Source organism: Sphingobacterium sp. UBA6320 (assembly GCF_002440335.1).
In the GTDB taxonomy this organism is placed as follows: Bacteria; Bacteroidota; Bacteroidia; order Sphingobacteriales; family Sphingobacteriaceae; genus Sphingobacterium.
This window is the reverse complement of record NZ_DJTA01000017.1, coordinates 12,272-29,120: the sequence shown is the minus strand read 5'-3', so window position 1 is coordinate 29,120 and position 16,849 is coordinate 12,272. Positions and strand designations below refer to the sequence as shown.

The 16,849-nt window shown below is 36.2% G+C and carries 17 protein-coding genes and 1 pseudogene; 8 read left to right on the top strand and 10 right to left on the bottom strand.

From position 1 onward, the window contains the following. Nucleotides 1-2: 2 nt before the first annotated feature. Nucleotides 3-2,939: a DNA polymerase III subunit alpha gene (locus B3P23_RS10080; RefSeq protein WP_293925646.1), complete on the bottom strand. Its 2,937-nt coding sequence runs from the start codon at nucleotides 2,937-2,939 to the stop codon at nucleotides 3-5. Beyond that, nucleotides 2,929-4,107 carry a DNA polymerase IV gene (gene dinB, locus B3P23_RS10075; protein ID WP_045756481.1) on the bottom strand — a complete coding sequence of 393 codons (1,179 nt, stop codon included), beginning with the start codon at nucleotides 4,105-4,107 and terminating at the stop codon, nucleotides 2,929-2,931. The genes B3P23_RS10080 and dinB overlap by 11 nt, the downstream gene beginning before the upstream one ends. 473 nt (nucleotides 4,108-4,580) lie before the next feature. Here dinB and B3P23_RS10070 point away from each other — a divergent pair, with 473 nt between their 5' ends. From B3P23_RS10070 to B3P23_RS10060, 3 genes are all read left to right on the top strand, one after another. After that, nucleotides 4,581-4,964, top strand: a complete 384-nt coding sequence (locus tag B3P23_RS10070) for a hypothetical protein (RefSeq protein ID WP_293925644.1) — start codon at nucleotides 4,581-4,583, stop codon at nucleotides 4,962-4,964. Between the two features lie 487 nt (nucleotides 4,965-5,451). Next, nucleotides 5,452-5,910: a DUF695 domain-containing protein gene (locus B3P23_RS10065; RefSeq protein ID WP_293925642.1), complete on the top strand. Its 459-nt coding sequence runs from the start codon at nucleotides 5,452-5,454 to the stop codon at nucleotides 5,908-5,910. A 95-nt stretch (nucleotides 5,911-6,005) separates the two neighbouring features. Further along, nucleotides 6,006-6,404: a DUF5958 family protein gene (locus B3P23_RS10060; protein ID WP_293925640.1), complete on the top strand. Its 399-nt coding sequence runs from the start codon at nucleotides 6,006-6,008 to the stop codon at nucleotides 6,402-6,404. 71 nt (nucleotides 6,405-6,475) lie between these two features. Here B3P23_RS10060 and B3P23_RS10055 read toward each other — a convergent pair whose 3' ends face one another. After that, nucleotides 6,476-6,706: a hypothetical protein gene (locus B3P23_RS10055; RefSeq protein WP_293925639.1), complete on the bottom strand. Its 231-nt coding sequence runs from the start codon at nucleotides 6,704-6,706 to the stop codon at nucleotides 6,476-6,478. Nucleotides 6,707-6,844: 138 nt separating this feature from the next. Here B3P23_RS10055 and B3P23_RS10050 point away from each other — a divergent pair, with 138 nt between their 5' ends. Beyond that, nucleotides 6,845-7,396 carry a hypothetical protein gene (locus B3P23_RS10050; RefSeq protein WP_293925637.1) on the top strand — a complete coding sequence of 184 codons (552 nt, stop codon included), beginning with the start codon at nucleotides 6,845-6,847 and terminating at the stop codon, nucleotides 7,394-7,396. Between the two features lie 490 nt (nucleotides 7,397-7,886). Here the strand turns inward: B3P23_RS10050 and B3P23_RS10045 are convergent, their stop codons facing one another. Then, nucleotides 7,887-8,120 carry a hypothetical protein gene (locus B3P23_RS10045; protein WP_094772536.1) on the bottom strand — a complete coding sequence of 78 codons (234 nt, stop codon included), beginning with the start codon at nucleotides 8,118-8,120 and terminating at the stop codon, nucleotides 7,887-7,889. 347 nt (nucleotides 8,121-8,467) lie between these two features. On the opposite strand from B3P23_RS10045, the gene B3P23_RS10040 reads away from it, so the two are divergent. From B3P23_RS10040 to B3P23_RS10030, 3 genes are all read left to right on the top strand, one after another. Further along, on the top strand, nucleotides 8,468-8,626 hold the full coding sequence (locus B3P23_RS10040) for a hypothetical protein (protein ID WP_293925633.1): 159 nt from the start codon (nucleotides 8,468-8,470) through the stop codon (nucleotides 8,624-8,626). Nucleotides 8,627-8,735: 109 nt separating this feature from the next. Beyond that, entirely contained in the window at nucleotides 8,736-9,392 is a 657-nt protein-coding gene (locus B3P23_RS10035; RefSeq protein WP_293925631.1) for an SLATT domain-containing protein, read from the top strand. 224 nt (nucleotides 9,393-9,616) lie between these two features. After that, complete coding sequence (locus tag B3P23_RS10030; RefSeq protein WP_293925629.1) at nucleotides 9,617-11,431, top strand: RNA-directed DNA polymerase; 1,815 nt, start codon at nucleotides 9,617-9,619, stop codon at nucleotides 11,429-11,431. Between the two features lie 50 nt (nucleotides 11,432-11,481). On the opposite strand, the pseudogene B3P23_RS10025 reads toward B3P23_RS10030, so the two are convergent. Continuing rightward, nucleotides 11,482-11,757: pseudogene (locus B3P23_RS10025) on the bottom strand (IS66 family transposase); the annotation flags it as partial. A 73-nt stretch (nucleotides 11,758-11,830) separates the two neighbouring features. Between B3P23_RS10025 and B3P23_RS10020 the strand changes: the two are divergent. After that, on the top strand, nucleotides 11,831-12,976 hold the full coding sequence (locus B3P23_RS10020) for an IS481 family transposase (protein WP_293925627.1): 1,146 nt from the start codon (nucleotides 11,831-11,833) through the stop codon (nucleotides 12,974-12,976). A gap of 125 nt (nucleotides 12,977-13,101) precedes the next feature. On the opposite strand, the gene B3P23_RS10015 is transcribed toward B3P23_RS10020, so the two are convergent. From B3P23_RS10015 to B3P23_RS21470, 5 genes are all read right to left on the bottom strand, one after another. Continuing rightward, the gene (locus B3P23_RS10015; RefSeq protein WP_293925625.1) at nucleotides 13,102-14,103 is read right to left on the bottom strand and encodes a DNA-processing protein DprA; all 1,002 of its coding nucleotides are present in this window, start codon (nucleotides 14,101-14,103) and stop codon (nucleotides 13,102-13,104) included. Nucleotides 14,104-14,124: 21 nt separating this feature from the next. Then, nucleotides 14,125-14,808 carry a phosphoribosyltransferase gene (locus tag B3P23_RS10010; protein ID WP_293925623.1) on the bottom strand — a complete coding sequence of 228 codons (684 nt, stop codon included), beginning with the start codon at nucleotides 14,806-14,808 and terminating at the stop codon, nucleotides 14,125-14,127. Continuing rightward, entirely contained in the window at nucleotides 14,795-15,409 is a 615-nt protein-coding gene (locus tag B3P23_RS10005; RefSeq protein WP_293925622.1) for an HAD hydrolase-like protein, read from the bottom strand. Before B3P23_RS10005 ends, B3P23_RS10010 begins: the two co-directional genes overlap by 14 nt. Nucleotides 15,410-15,652: 243 nt before the next feature. Further along, nucleotides 15,653-16,444, bottom strand: coding sequence for a hypothetical protein (locus B3P23_RS10000; RefSeq protein ID WP_293925620.1), 792 nt, complete (start codon nucleotides 16,442-16,444; stop codon nucleotides 15,653-15,655). Next, on the bottom strand, nucleotides 16,374-16,619 hold the full coding sequence (locus tag B3P23_RS21470) for a heavy metal-binding domain-containing protein (RefSeq protein ID WP_414713144.1): 246 nt from the start codon (nucleotides 16,617-16,619) through the stop codon (nucleotides 16,374-16,376). The genes B3P23_RS10000 and B3P23_RS21470 overlap by 71 nt, the downstream gene beginning before the upstream one ends. Nucleotides 16,620-16,849: the final 230 nt, after the last annotated feature.

The following is a 16,849-nucleotide window of genomic DNA, read 5'->3' as shown; positions in this document are numbered from 1 at the left end:
CGCTATATACTCCGTGGATCTGGCTTAAGGGGCATCTTGGCACAGCGGATCACTTCCAGTGACGGACAACCAAACTCTTGCACGACCTTCCCTTCGATAAGATAGATACCAGCTCCTCTTAAAGGATATTGTGCCAACGTGGGTGGAAAATGCACGGTGTCGAAAAACTTGCCTTCGATATCCAGGAAGGTGCCGAATTTCATCAGCTCGCCACGCTTTGTCTTCACAAACTTTTCGGCCACAAAATCGCCAACCATACGAACGGTCCGACCGACATGATCCATCAGTTCACGACTCTGAACATCGCCTCGAAAATCACTCCGGGCAAGATCAAACAGCGTACCGCTAACACAAAAACCAATAAGTTCCATCTCATCATAATAGTCCTCCAGGATATGGCTATCCAAAGGTGGCAAAACGGGTTTACGGCTATTGGATTCAAACAGTTCGGCACTTGGACTCGCTTTTGTGTGCTTGTTCAGCAAAAGATGTGCTTCCCAGAGCAGTTCTTTTTTACTGCTACCGAAACTGCGAAATGCACCGATACGAATAAGAATGATCAACTGCTCGAGCCCAGTACCTGTTCGTCTGATAAACTGTTCAAGATTCTGGTACAACCCATTACGCGTCCGCTCTTCTATTAACCGTTCAACTTGTTTGGATTCTACGTGCTGCATGCAGTCAAAACCGAGATAGATATCGCTGCCATGAATGCTGGTCTGATACTCCGACCGGTTGATACAGGGCAGACAGATGGTAGCACCCGCGACACGGGCTTCGTTGACATAGACTTTGCGGTTATAAAAACCGCCATAATTGTTGAGCACGCTGACCATAAATTCGAGTGGAAAATAGGTCTTGAGATAGAGACTTTGATAACTCTCGACAGCAAAGGAGGCGGAATGGGCTTTGTTGAACGAGTACCCGGCGAAACTCTCCATCTGCCGCCAGATCTCCCGGCTCACTTTTTCGTCATACCCTTTTGCCCTGCAGTTGTCAAAATACTTCCCCTCGATCTCGATGAGGTGGTCTTTGCTTCTGTATTTACCGGACATCATGCGACGGAGGACATCGGCATCGGCCATATCCAGCCCACCGTAGGCATTGGCGATCTTCATCACGTCTTCCTGATAAACCATGACACCATAGGTTTCTTCCAGCTGCTCTTTGAATACGGGATGCGGATATACCACCTGACTGGGGTCATGGTGCCGCTGGATAAAGGCAGCCATCATGCCGCTGCTCGATACACCTGGTCGGATGATGGAGGATGCGGCAACGAGCGTAAGGTAATCGTCACAATGCAGTTTGGTTAGCAGCTGCCGCATGGCGGGGCTCTCGATGTAAAAACAGCCGATGGTATTGGCCGAGCGAAGCTGCTGGGCGATATGCGGATCTTCGAAAAATCGTTTTGGCTGACGGGTATCAATCGTAATGCCCTGATTGGCATGTACGATCTCCCGACAGTCTTTAATATGACCGATACCGCGTTGGGACAGGATATCGAATTTTTCAAATCCGATTTCTTCGGCGACATACATATCAAACTGCATGGTCGGCAATCCTTTTGGCGGATAGTCGAGCGCACAATAACTGACCAATGGCTGTTCGGAAATAAGCACTCCGGAGGCGTGGATGGTCCGCTGATTGGGAAAATCGGCCATACGGTTGTAGACGCTCAAGATGGTATTGGTCACTTCATTTTTATTGAGCATATGCTCGGGCTCGTGTACCAAACGGTCAATTTCTGATTTAGGGAGACCATAGACTTTGCCAAGTTCTCGCAGGATGCTCCGCGACCGAAAGGTGCTCATCGCTCCCATTAGCGCGGTATAGCCGTGCTGATAACGATTGAAAATATAGTCGTACATATCGTCACGGTCCCGCCAACTAAAGTCAACATCAAAATCGGGTGGACTTTTCCTTTTGGGATTGAGGAAACGTTCGAAAGGCAGTTTGAGGGCAATGGGATCGACATCGGTGATACCCAAACAGTAAGCAACTGCGGAATTGGCACCGGAACCCCGACCTACGTAATGGTAATCGCGATGGCGGGCATACCGGCAGATATCATCGGTGATGAGAAAGTAACTGGAGAAATTGAGCTGTTCAATGATTTCCAGTTCGCGTGCTATGCGTTCCCAGGCTACGGGGTCGTTCTTGGCATAGCGGTGTTCGAATCCATCTCCGGTATATTTGAGCAGGAGCTGTTTATCGTTATACCGATTTCCAGTAAAAGTGGCCTTGTTCTTTACGCTCTGGAAATCCATCTGAAAGCGGCATTGTGCCAACAATCGATGGGTGTTGTTCAAGAGCTGTGGGAGATCGGCATAGATTTTCATCAGCCGTGCTTTGGGTACAAAAACTTCATCGACAGGTGCTACTTGTTCGTCCGAGAGCTGCGAGATGAGCAGATTGTGATCAATGGCTCTGAGCTGACGATGAAAGGTATGATCTGCTGTACGGAATGTTACCGGGGCAAGTATAACGGCTTTGGAAAGCAACTGCTTATCCATCAGGATGGCCTTGCTCCGCTCCGACGGACGGATACCGATGTATTCGTAGTCTTTCAGGGCAAAACTGCCCATGCGCTGCAGGGGATAGATGACAAATACTTCCTTGAACTCTGGTGCCTGCAGAGGAACTTTTGCGTTCTCGAAATTGAGCTGTGTACGGTAGGCATTGATCTCGCTAAAGCCCCGCTCGTTCTGTGCGATGGCGATAAAACAGCAGGTGTCGTCCTGACGGAATTCCATGCCGGCCAGAATATTGAGTCCTGCCTGCTGGCCTTTGCGGATAAAGTCTATGGAACCAGTACTGTTGTTGATATCGGTGAGCACGGCAGTATCGTAGCCATTGGCCAGCATGCCTTCCAGTAGTTCGTCGAGACTTAAGGTGCCATGTCTAAGGCTATAGTAACTGTGCAGATTAAGGAGCATGGTTCCCTCCTTTCTTCGCCGTCGGATCGGGAGCACAGATGCCTTTCATCAGGTACTGGCTGCCGTAGCGTAAGCGGATCTTGTCCATGGCCTGTAGCAGGTTGACTTCGTCACTGCTGTCATTGAACAGATCGGTCTGATAGGCGCCATAGATGAGATTGGAAAACTTGATTCCGATGAGGCGGATAAGCATGCGCCGGCTGTAGAGCTTTTTAAATAGTGCCATTACTTTTTCGGTAATAAGCTTATCCGAATTGGTGAAGGCTACCTTGACCTGCTGGGTATGGGTATCGAAATTGCTGTAACGGATCTTAAGGGTGATACTGCTGGTGAGTTTCTGATCTTTGCGAAGCTCAAATGCAAGGGTATCGACCATACCGATCAGTGTTCGGCGCAGCAGATCCATATCAATGGTATCCTGCTCAAAAGTTGTTTCCTTGCTCATGGATTTCTGCTCCCGAAATGGCAGTACAAGGGAATCATCGAGACCGTTTGCTTTACGCCAGATGGTGACTCCGTTCTCCCCCATCACATGCTTCATGGTGAAGGCTTCCATCTGCTGCAGGGTACCGATCTTGCTGATGCCCATATTGCGGAGCAAGGTGTAGGACTTCTCGCCTACCATCGGGATCTTCCGGATGGAGAGCGGTGCTAAAAAGCCTTTTTCGGTACCGCTGTTGACAAACAGTTCACCGGATGGTTTGGCCTGACCTGTAGCAATCTTGCTAACGGTTTTATTGACGGACAGTCCAAAGCTGATGGGTAATCCTGTTTCTTTTATAATGCGCTGCCGTAGTTCCTGCGTCCACTGCCAGCATCCAAAGAAGCGGTCCATACCGGTCACGTCGAGGTAATGCTCATCGATACTGGCTTTTTCAACCACAGGTGTCACCTCTTCGATAATCTCGGTGACCATGGAAGAATAATGACTGTACAGATCGTGATCGCCCCTGACAATAATGGCTTCGGGACACATACGCAAGGCCAGCCGCATAGGCATGGCACTGTGTACGCCATACTTACGGGCTTCGTACGAGCAGGATGCGACCACACCCCGATCGGAAGTCCCACCGATAAGCACAGGTTTATCCACCAGCCCTACGTTGAGCAAACGCTCTACGGACACAAAAAATGTGTCAAGATCACAATGCACTATATTCCGTTCCATTTTCTAAAAAATCATCTCTATCCCGACTGTTTTTTTATACCTAAAGGTATAAATACTCGATCAAATATACTAATATATTTAGCTAAAAGAATTGTAAAAGTTATGGAATTTGATAAACAACTGAATTTCAAGACTAAATTATTTAGCCAAATATAATGTAAGGATTGATTTTTTAAAGGAAAGAATGAGGATTTAGTGACAGTCAATAAAACTGTATAAGCTGGTCGTATTTAAGAACTGTTGGCACTGATGCATCAATGAAGTAGAATCATTATTCTACTTTCGTAGTACAACAGTTTAATCGCATTCAACCGGAAAGGCTGTAGTGCGACTTCGGTACGCAACTGAATGAAGTGAACCAATGAATACTGTAATCCCACATATATTCATGTTGGTTTTACAGAATATTGCACTATGATTTCCTATATTTATAACATAATAGTTATATAGCAAATTCATATAATATCATCCTTATGAGTTGGGACATCGTTTTATTTAATTCGAAACAGAAAATAACAGATCTGGAAGAAATTCAGGAGGATCTGTTAATAGATACTGATTTTTTCACTCCAATACAAACGTATTTTAAAAGAATTGAAGTTAAAGATAAGTGTAGCACTATCATTGGAGATGGTTTTGAAATAGATTATTTTGTAAATGATAAGTTAAGTTCAAATGAACTTTTACATCTATATGGTGAAAATGCTATTTATGAAATGATACAATTGGCAAAATTACAGGGTTGGCAAATCTACGATTCTGGATTGGATGGAATGATAGATCTGAATAATCCATCACATAATGGATACAATAGATTTAATGAATATGTGGATGAAGTATTAAAGAAATCAGATTGAAAAGTATAAACTAAAAAGCGTAGAATGAAATTTATATCTTAGCTAGATTATAAAACTATTCAGGTAAAATACTAATCTTAACTAAATAACGATAATGAATAATAAATCTGGTTTGTTAAATAATATCAAATAGTTTAATTTATTTGAATTATTGGAGCAATTAGGTAGAAAATTTTCATTAAAGAGATTAAACCATGAAATAGAAATCTGAGTAACACTTATTTGCGAACTGGAGTCTGACTGCCTGATCATTGATGATAAAAGCGGATTCATAAAATTTCTGGATATTGAAAAAATAACGTTGTTAGGTAACAAATCATTGGTCTCATTTCTCTAAGATAAAAACCATCCATTCGACACTGATCAGGATTCAATAACGATTTACGGTTATAGGTAGCCATCTCAGATTATTATTACCTTTTGCAAACAATTTGTTATAATAAACGAGATCATGTTTAGTGTATGAAATAATACCACAATAAAAATTATGACAGATTATAAAGTATTGATACCCGACGAATCCTATTCAGTGTTAAATTTTAAGCAAGATAATTTTCCAGGTGTGGCCGTGGTCAATACTGCTTTAAGGAAATTTGAACCAAGAATAGTTTTCGCATGGCATTTATCAATTATGATAGAACTAGAAGATTTAATTAACAATGGAATGCCTTCAAAAAGTGAAGTTGAAGTAATTGACAACTATGGCGATTATTTGGATAATGAAATAAAAGGCCCGGATAAGGAAAAGCCTAATGCCTTATTTCTTGCAAGAATAACCTGGAATAAAACTCGAGAATTAATTTGGCGCGTATACGATCCTGAAATCTCAAATAGCTTTCTGCAAAAAATTATTACAGAAAATTCTTCCCCTAGACAGTTTGACTATCGAATCGATCCTGACAATAAATGGGAATTGGCAAAGTGGCATTTGACAGACTGGAAGTAGTGAAAAGCTTGGGTTTAATAATATATGATGACAACTAACTCAGCTATTTTACTAAGTAAAAGCATTAAATTCAATTATCAATATTCGGAATACTAATGGAAGAATTTTATAAACTAATAAATCAAATAGCTCAGGATAAAATTGAATTTAATCAAGGCAGTTCATTAATATTAAATCACGCCAATTTTGAATTTGAACTTGTTTTCACATTGTTAAGAGATTATATTTTCAATTCAATTCCCGAAAAAGTAAATTATACTACCGATACATACATTCAAGCAATTGCCAGTATACCACTTAAACCTACCTTAACTCCAGTTGTAATTTTAAAATCGTTCCCTACTAAAATTGCATTTAACAAACTTAAGATACTCCGTAAAGATGAACAACAAAAGACCATTTTTGCACTATTATGGATATTCAAGCAAACCGATACACAACGACGGAATACGGAATGTAAAAATGGTTGCGGGCATGATTGGCATAATATGTAAAGAAATGCTACGTGTCACGACCTAATTTTTACTAAACATCTAACTTATATTTTCGTTCCTACAATCCCAAACTAAGGATTTCCTTTCTGGTCATCATTAAAAGATTCAAGTTTTCTAAGAATAGCCCTTTGTATCTCCGTCTGTTCTTGAATATTTTTAGATATTACATCTATTTTATAATACCACAGTATTAGATTGCGAAAGACAATAAATAATACTACCGTTATGGCTATTACAATTAAAAAATAAAACAAATTCCCAAATCCAGATCCTGCTGCAGCCTGAAGAAATATATTTTTCATAGTTCAATAATTAAGTTAAAATTTTAATTAAAGTACGAGAAAGGTTTTGAGCTTTGAAAACGGGAAACCGTAAGGTAGGTTCAAAATGAACCATTAGATTTGACATAACATTAATCTAACACAAAAGCTAAATTCTATATGAGGTTTAAAAATTTAATTCAAGCAAAAGGCTTAACAAAGTATCTATTTTTATTCGTGGCTCTACTAACTCTTAATGCGTGCAGCAAAAACCAGGAAACCATACCAGAACAACCTATTGATGAATTCAGCTATGAAGTGGAATGTACCAGTTGTGAAATCACCTATACCGATAAATCCAATACCACAAAGAAAGTTAAGCATACGACAGGAAAGTGGGAATATCGATTTGATCAAAGGATCAGCTTTGAGCTAAAGCTATCCATCAAAACCTTGCTAGCATCTAAACAGACAATAAATGCATATATATTAAAAAATAAAGAAACTGTATTTGGTGATGTGGGATACAACCAAACTGATATAACATATGATGCACAAAAAGCTAAGGGATATGGAGTCTATGGCTCTTTTAAAAATACAGACTCAGGAAATGGAGGAAATAATGGCGGTAGCACCAAACCGACATCGTCCGTATGCGGAGCTAAAAACAAATCGGGAGGCTACTGTAAGCGTGTCGTTGTAGGTGGAGGAAGGTGCTGGCAGCACCGTTAAAAGTTTTGTTGCTTAGTAGGCAATCCCAATAAAAGCTTCAATCATGCTAATCGTATTTGAGATAAAACCTATTTTACATGGAGACAGTTGAGACAATGATACTGTAAAATAAACTATGTCACTAATAATAAAAGAAAATATTATTAGTGACACAGTTTTACGAGTATCAACGAGACAGATTTTGATTTTGCGTGTATGAAGGATAAAGCCCTCGAACAATTACGCAACGGGAATTTACTTTCAGGTAGGTATGGAACACTTGCTCATTTGTTAAAAGCTTTTTTGAGCCCGCACTTGAAGAGGGTATGAAGAGTTATCTATAAATAAATGAGAGATACTAAAGGCCCATTCACGAATGCCTGGAATATGTCTAAGAGTTAGCTGTCCTCTGCTCTTTGCAGTTTTGACAGCAGCAGGATGATTAAGTATAAATTCTTGCTGTATTTGTTTTAGATTCATTGATTTAACTTTTTATAGATTAATAAATCAATCAGAAAACCCTCAAGAATTTCCCTTCTAACACTTCCTCTGGCACATCCAAAATCTGCTCGATAACAACTGTCGCAGACTCTTCCTTAAACTCGCTCATAAACGCCCATAGGTCGTTCACTTTTGTCGGGACAAAATGCTGTATAACATCATCCACACTATTGTCGGACTTGAGGATATTGTATCCCTTATGCTTTAAATCCTTCAAGATCTCGATTGTCAATGGTACATTCATCGCAATTAGTATTTATCATTTTCGCCTTTTTCCTAACAGGGTTAAATTTCCATCGTAAGTCCCTTCACTATAAAGCGAACTACCAGACCTCCCCTGCTTTTAATTCAATATTGAACAGGATGAACACGCAAGAATGTTGAGCAACCGGTTATCTTAATATCGTGTCCATCCTTATTCAATATCCAAAGATAAATAATAAAACTAAATATATTAGCGTTTATTTACTACAAATTTTAGCTTAATGCATTCTTATTAATATTTAAGTTATCTAAATTTTAGAAATACGGTTTCCCGTAAATATTTTCTTTAATTTTCTAATAATTTCGCAGACTAATAGGAAATAAAAAATGAAACTAAAACTTTTTATTGGATTCTTTGTGGAAGAACTACAGATAACCGAAGAAATCCAAACAATATTACACTACAATTTTAATATTGATCTTTGTACAGATGACATCTTCAATATTGGAAATACAATTATTGATAGTCTGGGGGTAACGAATTAAATACAAGAGTAAACGTAGTCATTTTTTATCCGTTTAATTAAAAGTGCAGGATTTATAATCCACCAATTCCGCCAATCCCCGAAACGTTACCACCTATACTTTAAGAAAAATGAGAATACAAAGCCAAAATACTGCAAATGAACTTTATGATCGATTGTGGAAAACAAAATCTGCAAGATTTAACGCTTATCACAGGCTCAATAAAACACAATATTTATCTTCCTACGCAACAAGCTTTTTGTCTGTTTATGTGATAGTTCTTGCTTTATTTCATCCATATGATATTATTTCAGAAGAAAAGACATTAAATGTATTAAATTTAATAGCTACATGTGTTTCAATAACACTTCTTGTTTTTGTTTTAATGGAATCTTCAATGCAATACAATTTGAAAGCAGAAAAATTTCATGATTGTGCAAAGAAAATAGGAAAGTTATTTAAAAAATTTGAGTTTATTAAGGAAGATGCATCTTTAGATGAAACAAAAAAATATCATAAATACTTACAGATTCAAAAAAAATATAATGAAATTATTGATCTATATGAAAATCATAGACCAATTGATTTCAACTTTTTTCAATCTACTAATAAGCTAAAAAAATATAATGAAGATAATGTAAAATTTTTATGGGTAAGTATAAATTTAGCTACATACAATAGATTTAGGACAAAGCTAAAATATAACCATTTAATTTACATCCATTATTATATAGTTATTTTTATTCTTCCTATCATATTAATTTGGACTATTTCTCAGATGATCTAACAACTGTACTATTGATAACATCATATTGGTAAAATAACGGGTTATGGGAGACATTGAAAATTTCTCTTCTTTTGTCTTAATAACTTTTTATATTTTCTCTATTTATAATTCAGTAATGAATATAAGGTTGTTACCTACGGTAATCTTAGACGAAAAGTTTAGAGTATTTAATCCATCACTATCCACAATATACAAGCCATTAGCAGTATTCTTAATCAAAAAAAATGCAAACCGACAGATTTAATCAATTAAGAAAAGACAAACTATCTAAGATTTTTGAAAGTAAAAAAATCATTGAAGTTTGGAGGAAAATAGTACGTGATCAATTAAGAAGTTTGGACTTAAAAGACTTATTTGATCATTATGATTTCAACTTCAACATAGAAATCCGAGCAGAAGCAATTAGAAGTGAAATTTTAGGGGGAACTTATAAAGTATCTCAACCGTTGATATATCGAATTGAAAAAAAATTTGGTATTTGTCGACATTTGGTAATTCCTCAACCAATTGATGCATTAGTATTACAAGTACTGGTAGAGTTTGTTTCGACTGAAATATTAAAAAACCAACCATCACCTAATGCCTTTTATTCTAGAGATAAACATAATGTAAGCTCACCACATTCTGTAGAAGAATATGGGTTTACTTGGCGACAACAATGGAAACAATTACAGAAAAAAATCTACAATTTTCAACAAGATAAAGATTTTATTGTTGTTACTGATTTAACTAATTACTACGATAGCATCGATATTAATGAACTAAGAAAGGTTTTCACAAGCTATAGTCAAATTGATGAGGTTTTAATTGATTTACTATTCAGAATTATAGAAGAAATATCTTGGAAGCCTGATTATTTACCATATTCAAAACGTGGTCTACCAACCACAAACATTGAAGGAATTAGATTATTAGCTCATTCATTCTTATTTGAAGTAGATGAAGTTTTAGCCAACAAGTCAGACAACTCTTTCACAAGATGGATGGACGACATTGTAATTGGTATGAAAACAAAAAAACATGCTGTTGAAACTCTAAGTTCTATTTCAGATATTTTAAAATCAAGGGGTCTGGCTCTTAATTTGTCAAAAACAAATATATATGACGAGAAAGAAGGTTACTATCATTTTCAAATAGAAGCAAATAGATACATAGACTTAATCGAAAAAATAAAAAAAACAGATGATAATTATAAAAGTGTATGCAGTCAATTGCATTCAAATTTCAAACAACATCTTAAAGACAGAAAGCCTAAGTATTGGGATAAAATATCCAAAAGATATATCACTACTTACGGTAAACTAAAATGTAAAACACTATTAAATATTATCGTGCAAACATATATTGAGAACCCAGGGTTGAGAGCAAATCTAATTTATTATTTACTCACTCTAGGATATTCAAACCGAAATGCGGGAATCGTACTTTCAATTGTTGACAAAATAGATATATTTGATGACATTTCTTTGTATCAAATTTGCTTCTTAGTCACTCAATGGGAAATTAAAATAAGCGAAGAAAATGACAAATTCTTAAAAAATTTTGAAAATAAAATAACGAAATTTTCTGTACAGAGAAAAAATAGTTCTGACTTCTACTGCTCTATGTGGTTTAAAGCAAAATATAGCCATCCTGAAGAATTACTAGGTTATATAAGAAAGTATCAATATATATGGAATAATGATACATTTTTACGAAGGCAAGTTACGTCAATATTGTCACGACTTCTATTCAATAATAATAATGATGTAATTAGATTATTGAATAGTCAAATTTCTTCAGGCGTTCCAAACACAGTTACATTAGCAAATCAAATTTATTATTTTAGAAACTTAAAACAACTAGATTCTAAAATGAACTTTTACTTGTTTCCCCAAAGTAAACAAAAAATATACCCTTTGGCTAAATTTCTTGTTTTATGTTCAGTTCTAAATTCTGAACACATTAGAAATGATCATTCAATAAGAGAAAAAGTTAGAGAGTATATTACTGATCCTTACTTTAAAAAATGGATTGAGTTACAATATAATATTAAATAAGCCTTCCTCGGGAGTTTACAACGTATCCAGCCTAGGAATTACATATTTCATTACTGGATGATTAGTTTATAGTTCTGTGAGAATAGATCTTTTAAGTTTTTGTGGTTTATGGATGTTATATTCTGCAAGTTATGCTTTAGCCAATTGAAAGGATTGACCTCATGCTTTTTGCAGATAGCAAAGAACGAATAGATCATTGCTGCACGCTGTGCCACTTCATGGCTTCCAGCGAAGAGGTAGTTTTTACGTCTGATTGCATTTTCAATCTGGTTATTATCGATCAATAATGAGCTGTCGTATAGATAAGCGGATAAGGCATCCCACCTTGCATAAGCTGAAGTAGTCAAGACTTAATCTGACAGTTGCAAAAAATTAATAACTGAAAAATAGATTAGAGTTATGACTACACAAGAAAAAATCATCAAGAACAAACTGGGGGTATTAGAACTTGCCCAGCACTTAGGGAATGTATCAAGAGCCTGTAAAGTAATGGGCTATTCCAGAGACAGCTTTTATAGATTTAAAGAATTGTATGACGAAGGAGGTGAACTTGCACTTCAAGAGCTTTCAAGAAGGAAGCCAATTCTAAAGAATCGAGTTGAAGAACATATTAAAAAAGCAGTTGTGGATTTGGCTATAGATCAACCCGCTTTAGGACAATTACGAGTATCTAATGAGCTAAAAAAGCAGGGAATACTTATATCACATGGAGGAGTTAGTAGTATATGGATGCGCCATGATCTGCAAACCTTCAGGCTTAGATTAAAAGCCTTAGAGGCAAAGTCCGCACAGGAAGGTATTGTTTTAACGGAAGCTCAGCTTGTAGCTCTAGAAAGAGCTAAAGATGAGAAAAAGACACACGGTGAGATAGAAACTCATCATCCTAGATATTTGGGAGCTCAGGATACATACTATGTTGGAAATATTAAGGGAGTTTGGCATATATATCAGCAGATTTTTATTGATACCTATTCCAAAGTCGCTTTTACAAAGCTTTATGTTCGTAAGAACGCATTAGTTGCAGCAGATATGCTAAATGATCAGGTAGTACCATTTTTCGAACAATATGACTTAAGATTGTTAAGGATATTAACAGATCGAGGAACGGAATATTGCGGGGTAAGAGATCAACATGAGTATCAGCTTTATTTAGCGATCGAAGACATAGATCACACGAAAACTAAAGCAAAAAGTGCTCAGACAAATGGTATTTGTGAACATTTCCATCGTACTATTCAAGATGAGTTTTATGCCGTTGCATTCAGAAAGAAAGTATACCGAAGCATTCAGGATCTTCAAAACGACCTTGATCGTTGGATGATTTACTATAATCAGGATCGAATTCATACTGGAAAATATTGCTTTGGGAAGACACCTATGAATACCTTCAACGATACAAATAATTTAGCGAGAGAAAAGATGCGCGAGGCGCTAAAAGAAGAGCAACTTGTTACTTATTCGATGCAAGAGAATAAGCAACAAGTTGCGTCTATAGATTTTGGGGAAACAATACTATATTCGAATAGGCAATCTGACAATTTTTAAAGACACCCAACTGTAAGATCAAGTAGTGGCTAGTAAAGATTAGACGTTTCACGACCTTTCCGGTCTACCATATTAAATGCTTATTGTATTTCTTTTACTCCTTAATAATCTCAGCCTAGCTATTGTTAATTAAATAAATTCGGCTGAGGTATATCGATATCTTTGATAATAGTGCTTTTTAACATTATTTCATCTACAATTTCACTAAAATTTTCTTGTGTTATTATAGTAATGTCCTTTTGTTCCTCAAAAAGATCTCTATTCAAATCGAACATTGCATTTTTTTCATCTAGATCCTTGTCATACATCACTGCTCTTGGAATATTGTATTCTTTTGCATATCCCATTGCCAAACGCGCTCCACTATCAAGTTTTTGTCCATAAATTCCCCATCTCTCAGCAGAATTCTTGGCGTAACTTGCAATTAAAACTATTGTATCACAGAATAACGCTTGTAAACGATCACGCTCTTTATAGCGAGTGCTCAATTCCATTTTACTCTTAAAATCGTTTCCATACTCCGTTACAAGTAGTCCTCCATCTTTCACGATTTGAAGTGCTAGATCATTGTTTTTCAGTGGTAAAATTTTATGCAATGGACTTGGTAAAATAGCGACTGTTTTTCCATTGGAATCTAATGCTTGCTTATGAGAAATACTATCGCACCCAAAAGCTAGTCCACTAACTATAGTCGCACCATTTTTAATAAAATTATCAACAATTATTCGTTCTCTTCTTTCTATATTGCTATCTGGATTTAAAAGCCCAATAACTGAAATATTCTTATTCTCACAGCTTAATAAGTTAATATTACCTTTATAATAAAGAAAAACTGGTTTTTCACTATCTTTAACATTCCCCCTATGCTTTGGAAAGTTCGCATCTCCTAAAGCAGTAAAACCATCACAACAATCCTTAAATTTCGCTTTAAGTTTAGTCTCAAAATCTGTTCTCAAACGTTCAAATTCCTCTCTAGTTGTAGGATCACCCTTGATCGTTTTATTAAGTAAAGTAATTATCAGATCTACACTTTCACCTCCTCTCAGATTTTTAACCATCCAAGCATTTCCAATTCCTTTATATGACTTGGCAGTTAATATATTAAGCGCGTTTTCTGTATATTCCATCCTATTAGCTTTTTTACAAATTTACAAAAATAAATTCTTCTCTATTGTTTTACCAATTGAATAAAAAAGAACTGAATTCGCCCCCTTATCCAATAATGCTTGAATTGCATCTTCATCTATATTAACACTTTTTGTATATAAATCATCTATCAACAGAATATTTTTCCCATTAACATCTTCAGATATTGTGCAAGTATCACAAGTTATTCCTGGATATGGTAAATCACCTCTACCACCATGGCCTGACTTATCCAAATGCGTTGTTCTCGTATCAGTATGTCTAATTATATAAGTTGTACAATCACTAAAACCTTGCAAATTTTGTGCAACAAAACCCACACATTTCTTAAATAATAATTGACTCTGATCATAACTCATCTCAGCTTTAGATCGTGGAATAACGCAAACAGAAAGATTATTTTTTCCTGATATTTGAAGAATCTTTGGCAAATCTTCTTTCAATATTTCAATTAAATTTTCACATACATTTTTCAAGACTGCTTGACTTTTATCTAAGAACTGATTTTTAACTGTACATATTACATTTTCAACAGTTCCAACAGTATTTCTTAAAGCATCGTTACCTCCTTGATAATCTGAATGGTAAAAAGCATCAATTGTTTTTGTAATAAATTTTCCCTTTCGCCTATTGTCATTCCGATTTGTATACCAACTTTCACATGGTGTAATTTTAAAGCTCTTCATAATTATATATTTTAGGGTTAATAATTTCTATACCTGCCTCTTGAGCATCAAGAATTTCAATTTCTTCATTCTCAAAAGCAATTACTACATTTGGTGATATATCCAATTTCTTTATCGCATTTTGAAATTTGTTTACTCTTTCAAAATCATTAATGACAAACTGTCTACAGAAAATATAATTGAATCTGTCCATTATTCCATGATGATTTAAGATCATTAAAGCTCTGTCTTCACGACAATTTGTTACTAAAACAGTCAAGTTTGTCGAACAATATTTGAAAAGTATATTTACAATATCCTCATTAAGTTTTGTTTCTGATAAAAATTCATAGTAACAAGTTTCTTTTTCTTTGATTATCAGATCTAAGTCAGTTTCGCTTAAGTTTGCAATTAAATATTTTAAACCAGTTCTATCCAATCGTTTATTAGGATCAAAAGTTAGATTATAATCTGAACCCAAAACAGATTTTACAGCTTTGTTATAAGAGCAAAAATTTGCAAAGTCCGTATCAATCAATGTTCCGTCCATATCAAAAAATAAAATGGTATCACTGATAATTTTAAAATATTTTTCCTGACTTACGGGGTTTAGTGTATCCATTTAGTTATTATAGTTTTATATGTCAGGATTAGGAAAATGGTTATTACTTTTATGTATAATTTAAAAAACAGATTATCTCATTTCTGTTTCCTTGGCAAAAATAAATTATTAAAAACCATAATTTTTACGGAAAACCGTAAAGCGGCTACCGTAACAATTAATTTTGTTGTTGCTCAATTAACCAAATGTTTAAGCATTAATCATTTTTAGTAAATTAAATTAGAAATACAAGTTTATCAGCCATTAAATCCCTTCAATAACCGCTAACCTCCGATTAATCAGTTTCTGCACAGCTTCAGGTTTTAATTCCTCAGAACCAAAGCCTCGCTTATCTTCGGTACAAGAACTGCATGCTGTAGCATCCAGCTTATTGCTATAGCCACATAAACATACCCATACTTCTTTACCCGATGAAAACATTCCCTTTGATTCTTTAACGGTAACTACTTCTTGAAATAGCTGTAATAGCCCCTCTCCTTTCCATGTCTGTAGATAGGCAATATCTTGAGCCGAATACCAGTCTTTGTCTAAGGTAAGTACCTTCAATGCTGCCTTTCTTGCCAATAAAGATCCTGCTAACAGTTTTGCCACTTGATCGTAATCGATAAGATCAGAACTGCTGATAGCTTTGCTAATGAGCTTAAACTGCGCACCGGTTAAATCATCCGACAATAACTGTCCATAGAGTATGGCTATAGCTTGATCTTTGTCCAGGAAATCAAAATAACGGAAGAGCGTGGCTTGACGGTCTTTGAATTCTTGATCCTCTCCTATTTCATTCATCGCCTTGAATAACAAGGGTACAAATTCGGTTAATCGGGATGTGGCTATAAACTCGGCTGTAGCATTGGTCATCGCATAGATACCGGTATAGCGTTCTATGATCAGGCTTGCTTTGACTTTGTTCTTAATAACAGATCCATCGATATCTCCACCTACCGCTTCTGCTTGTATATGTTTAATTTCATTGAGCAATACAGGAGTACCGATAGCGGTGATCGTAAACGATCGGCGTTCCTTTGCCCGAGAGCTCATCAATATTGACGCTAAAGCCTATAACGGCATCTGCCCGATAGCTACGGGCATTTTGCTTTAAAGACTCCACTGCGCTCTTATATAGCTCCTGTAATTTGTTTTCATAATTGCGGGAGCGCCCACCGAAAAAGTCTACGAAGCTCGCTCCGATTTCACTCAGAGCATTGGCTCCAATAACAGCTGTTGCTGATATGGGATCAAAATAACGCAGGACTTCTCTCCCCTAGACGGTATGGGTACTGGTAACGATCATGGTGTATGATGAATACTGTTTTAAAAGACCAAAAATAATGGATTGGTTTGAGTAATGGATACGGTAAACCGTAAGGATGGTAATAAACAAGTAAAGCCATTCTTGACAGAATGGCTTTATTTGTTGTTAACTCGCCAATATTCCAATACAGA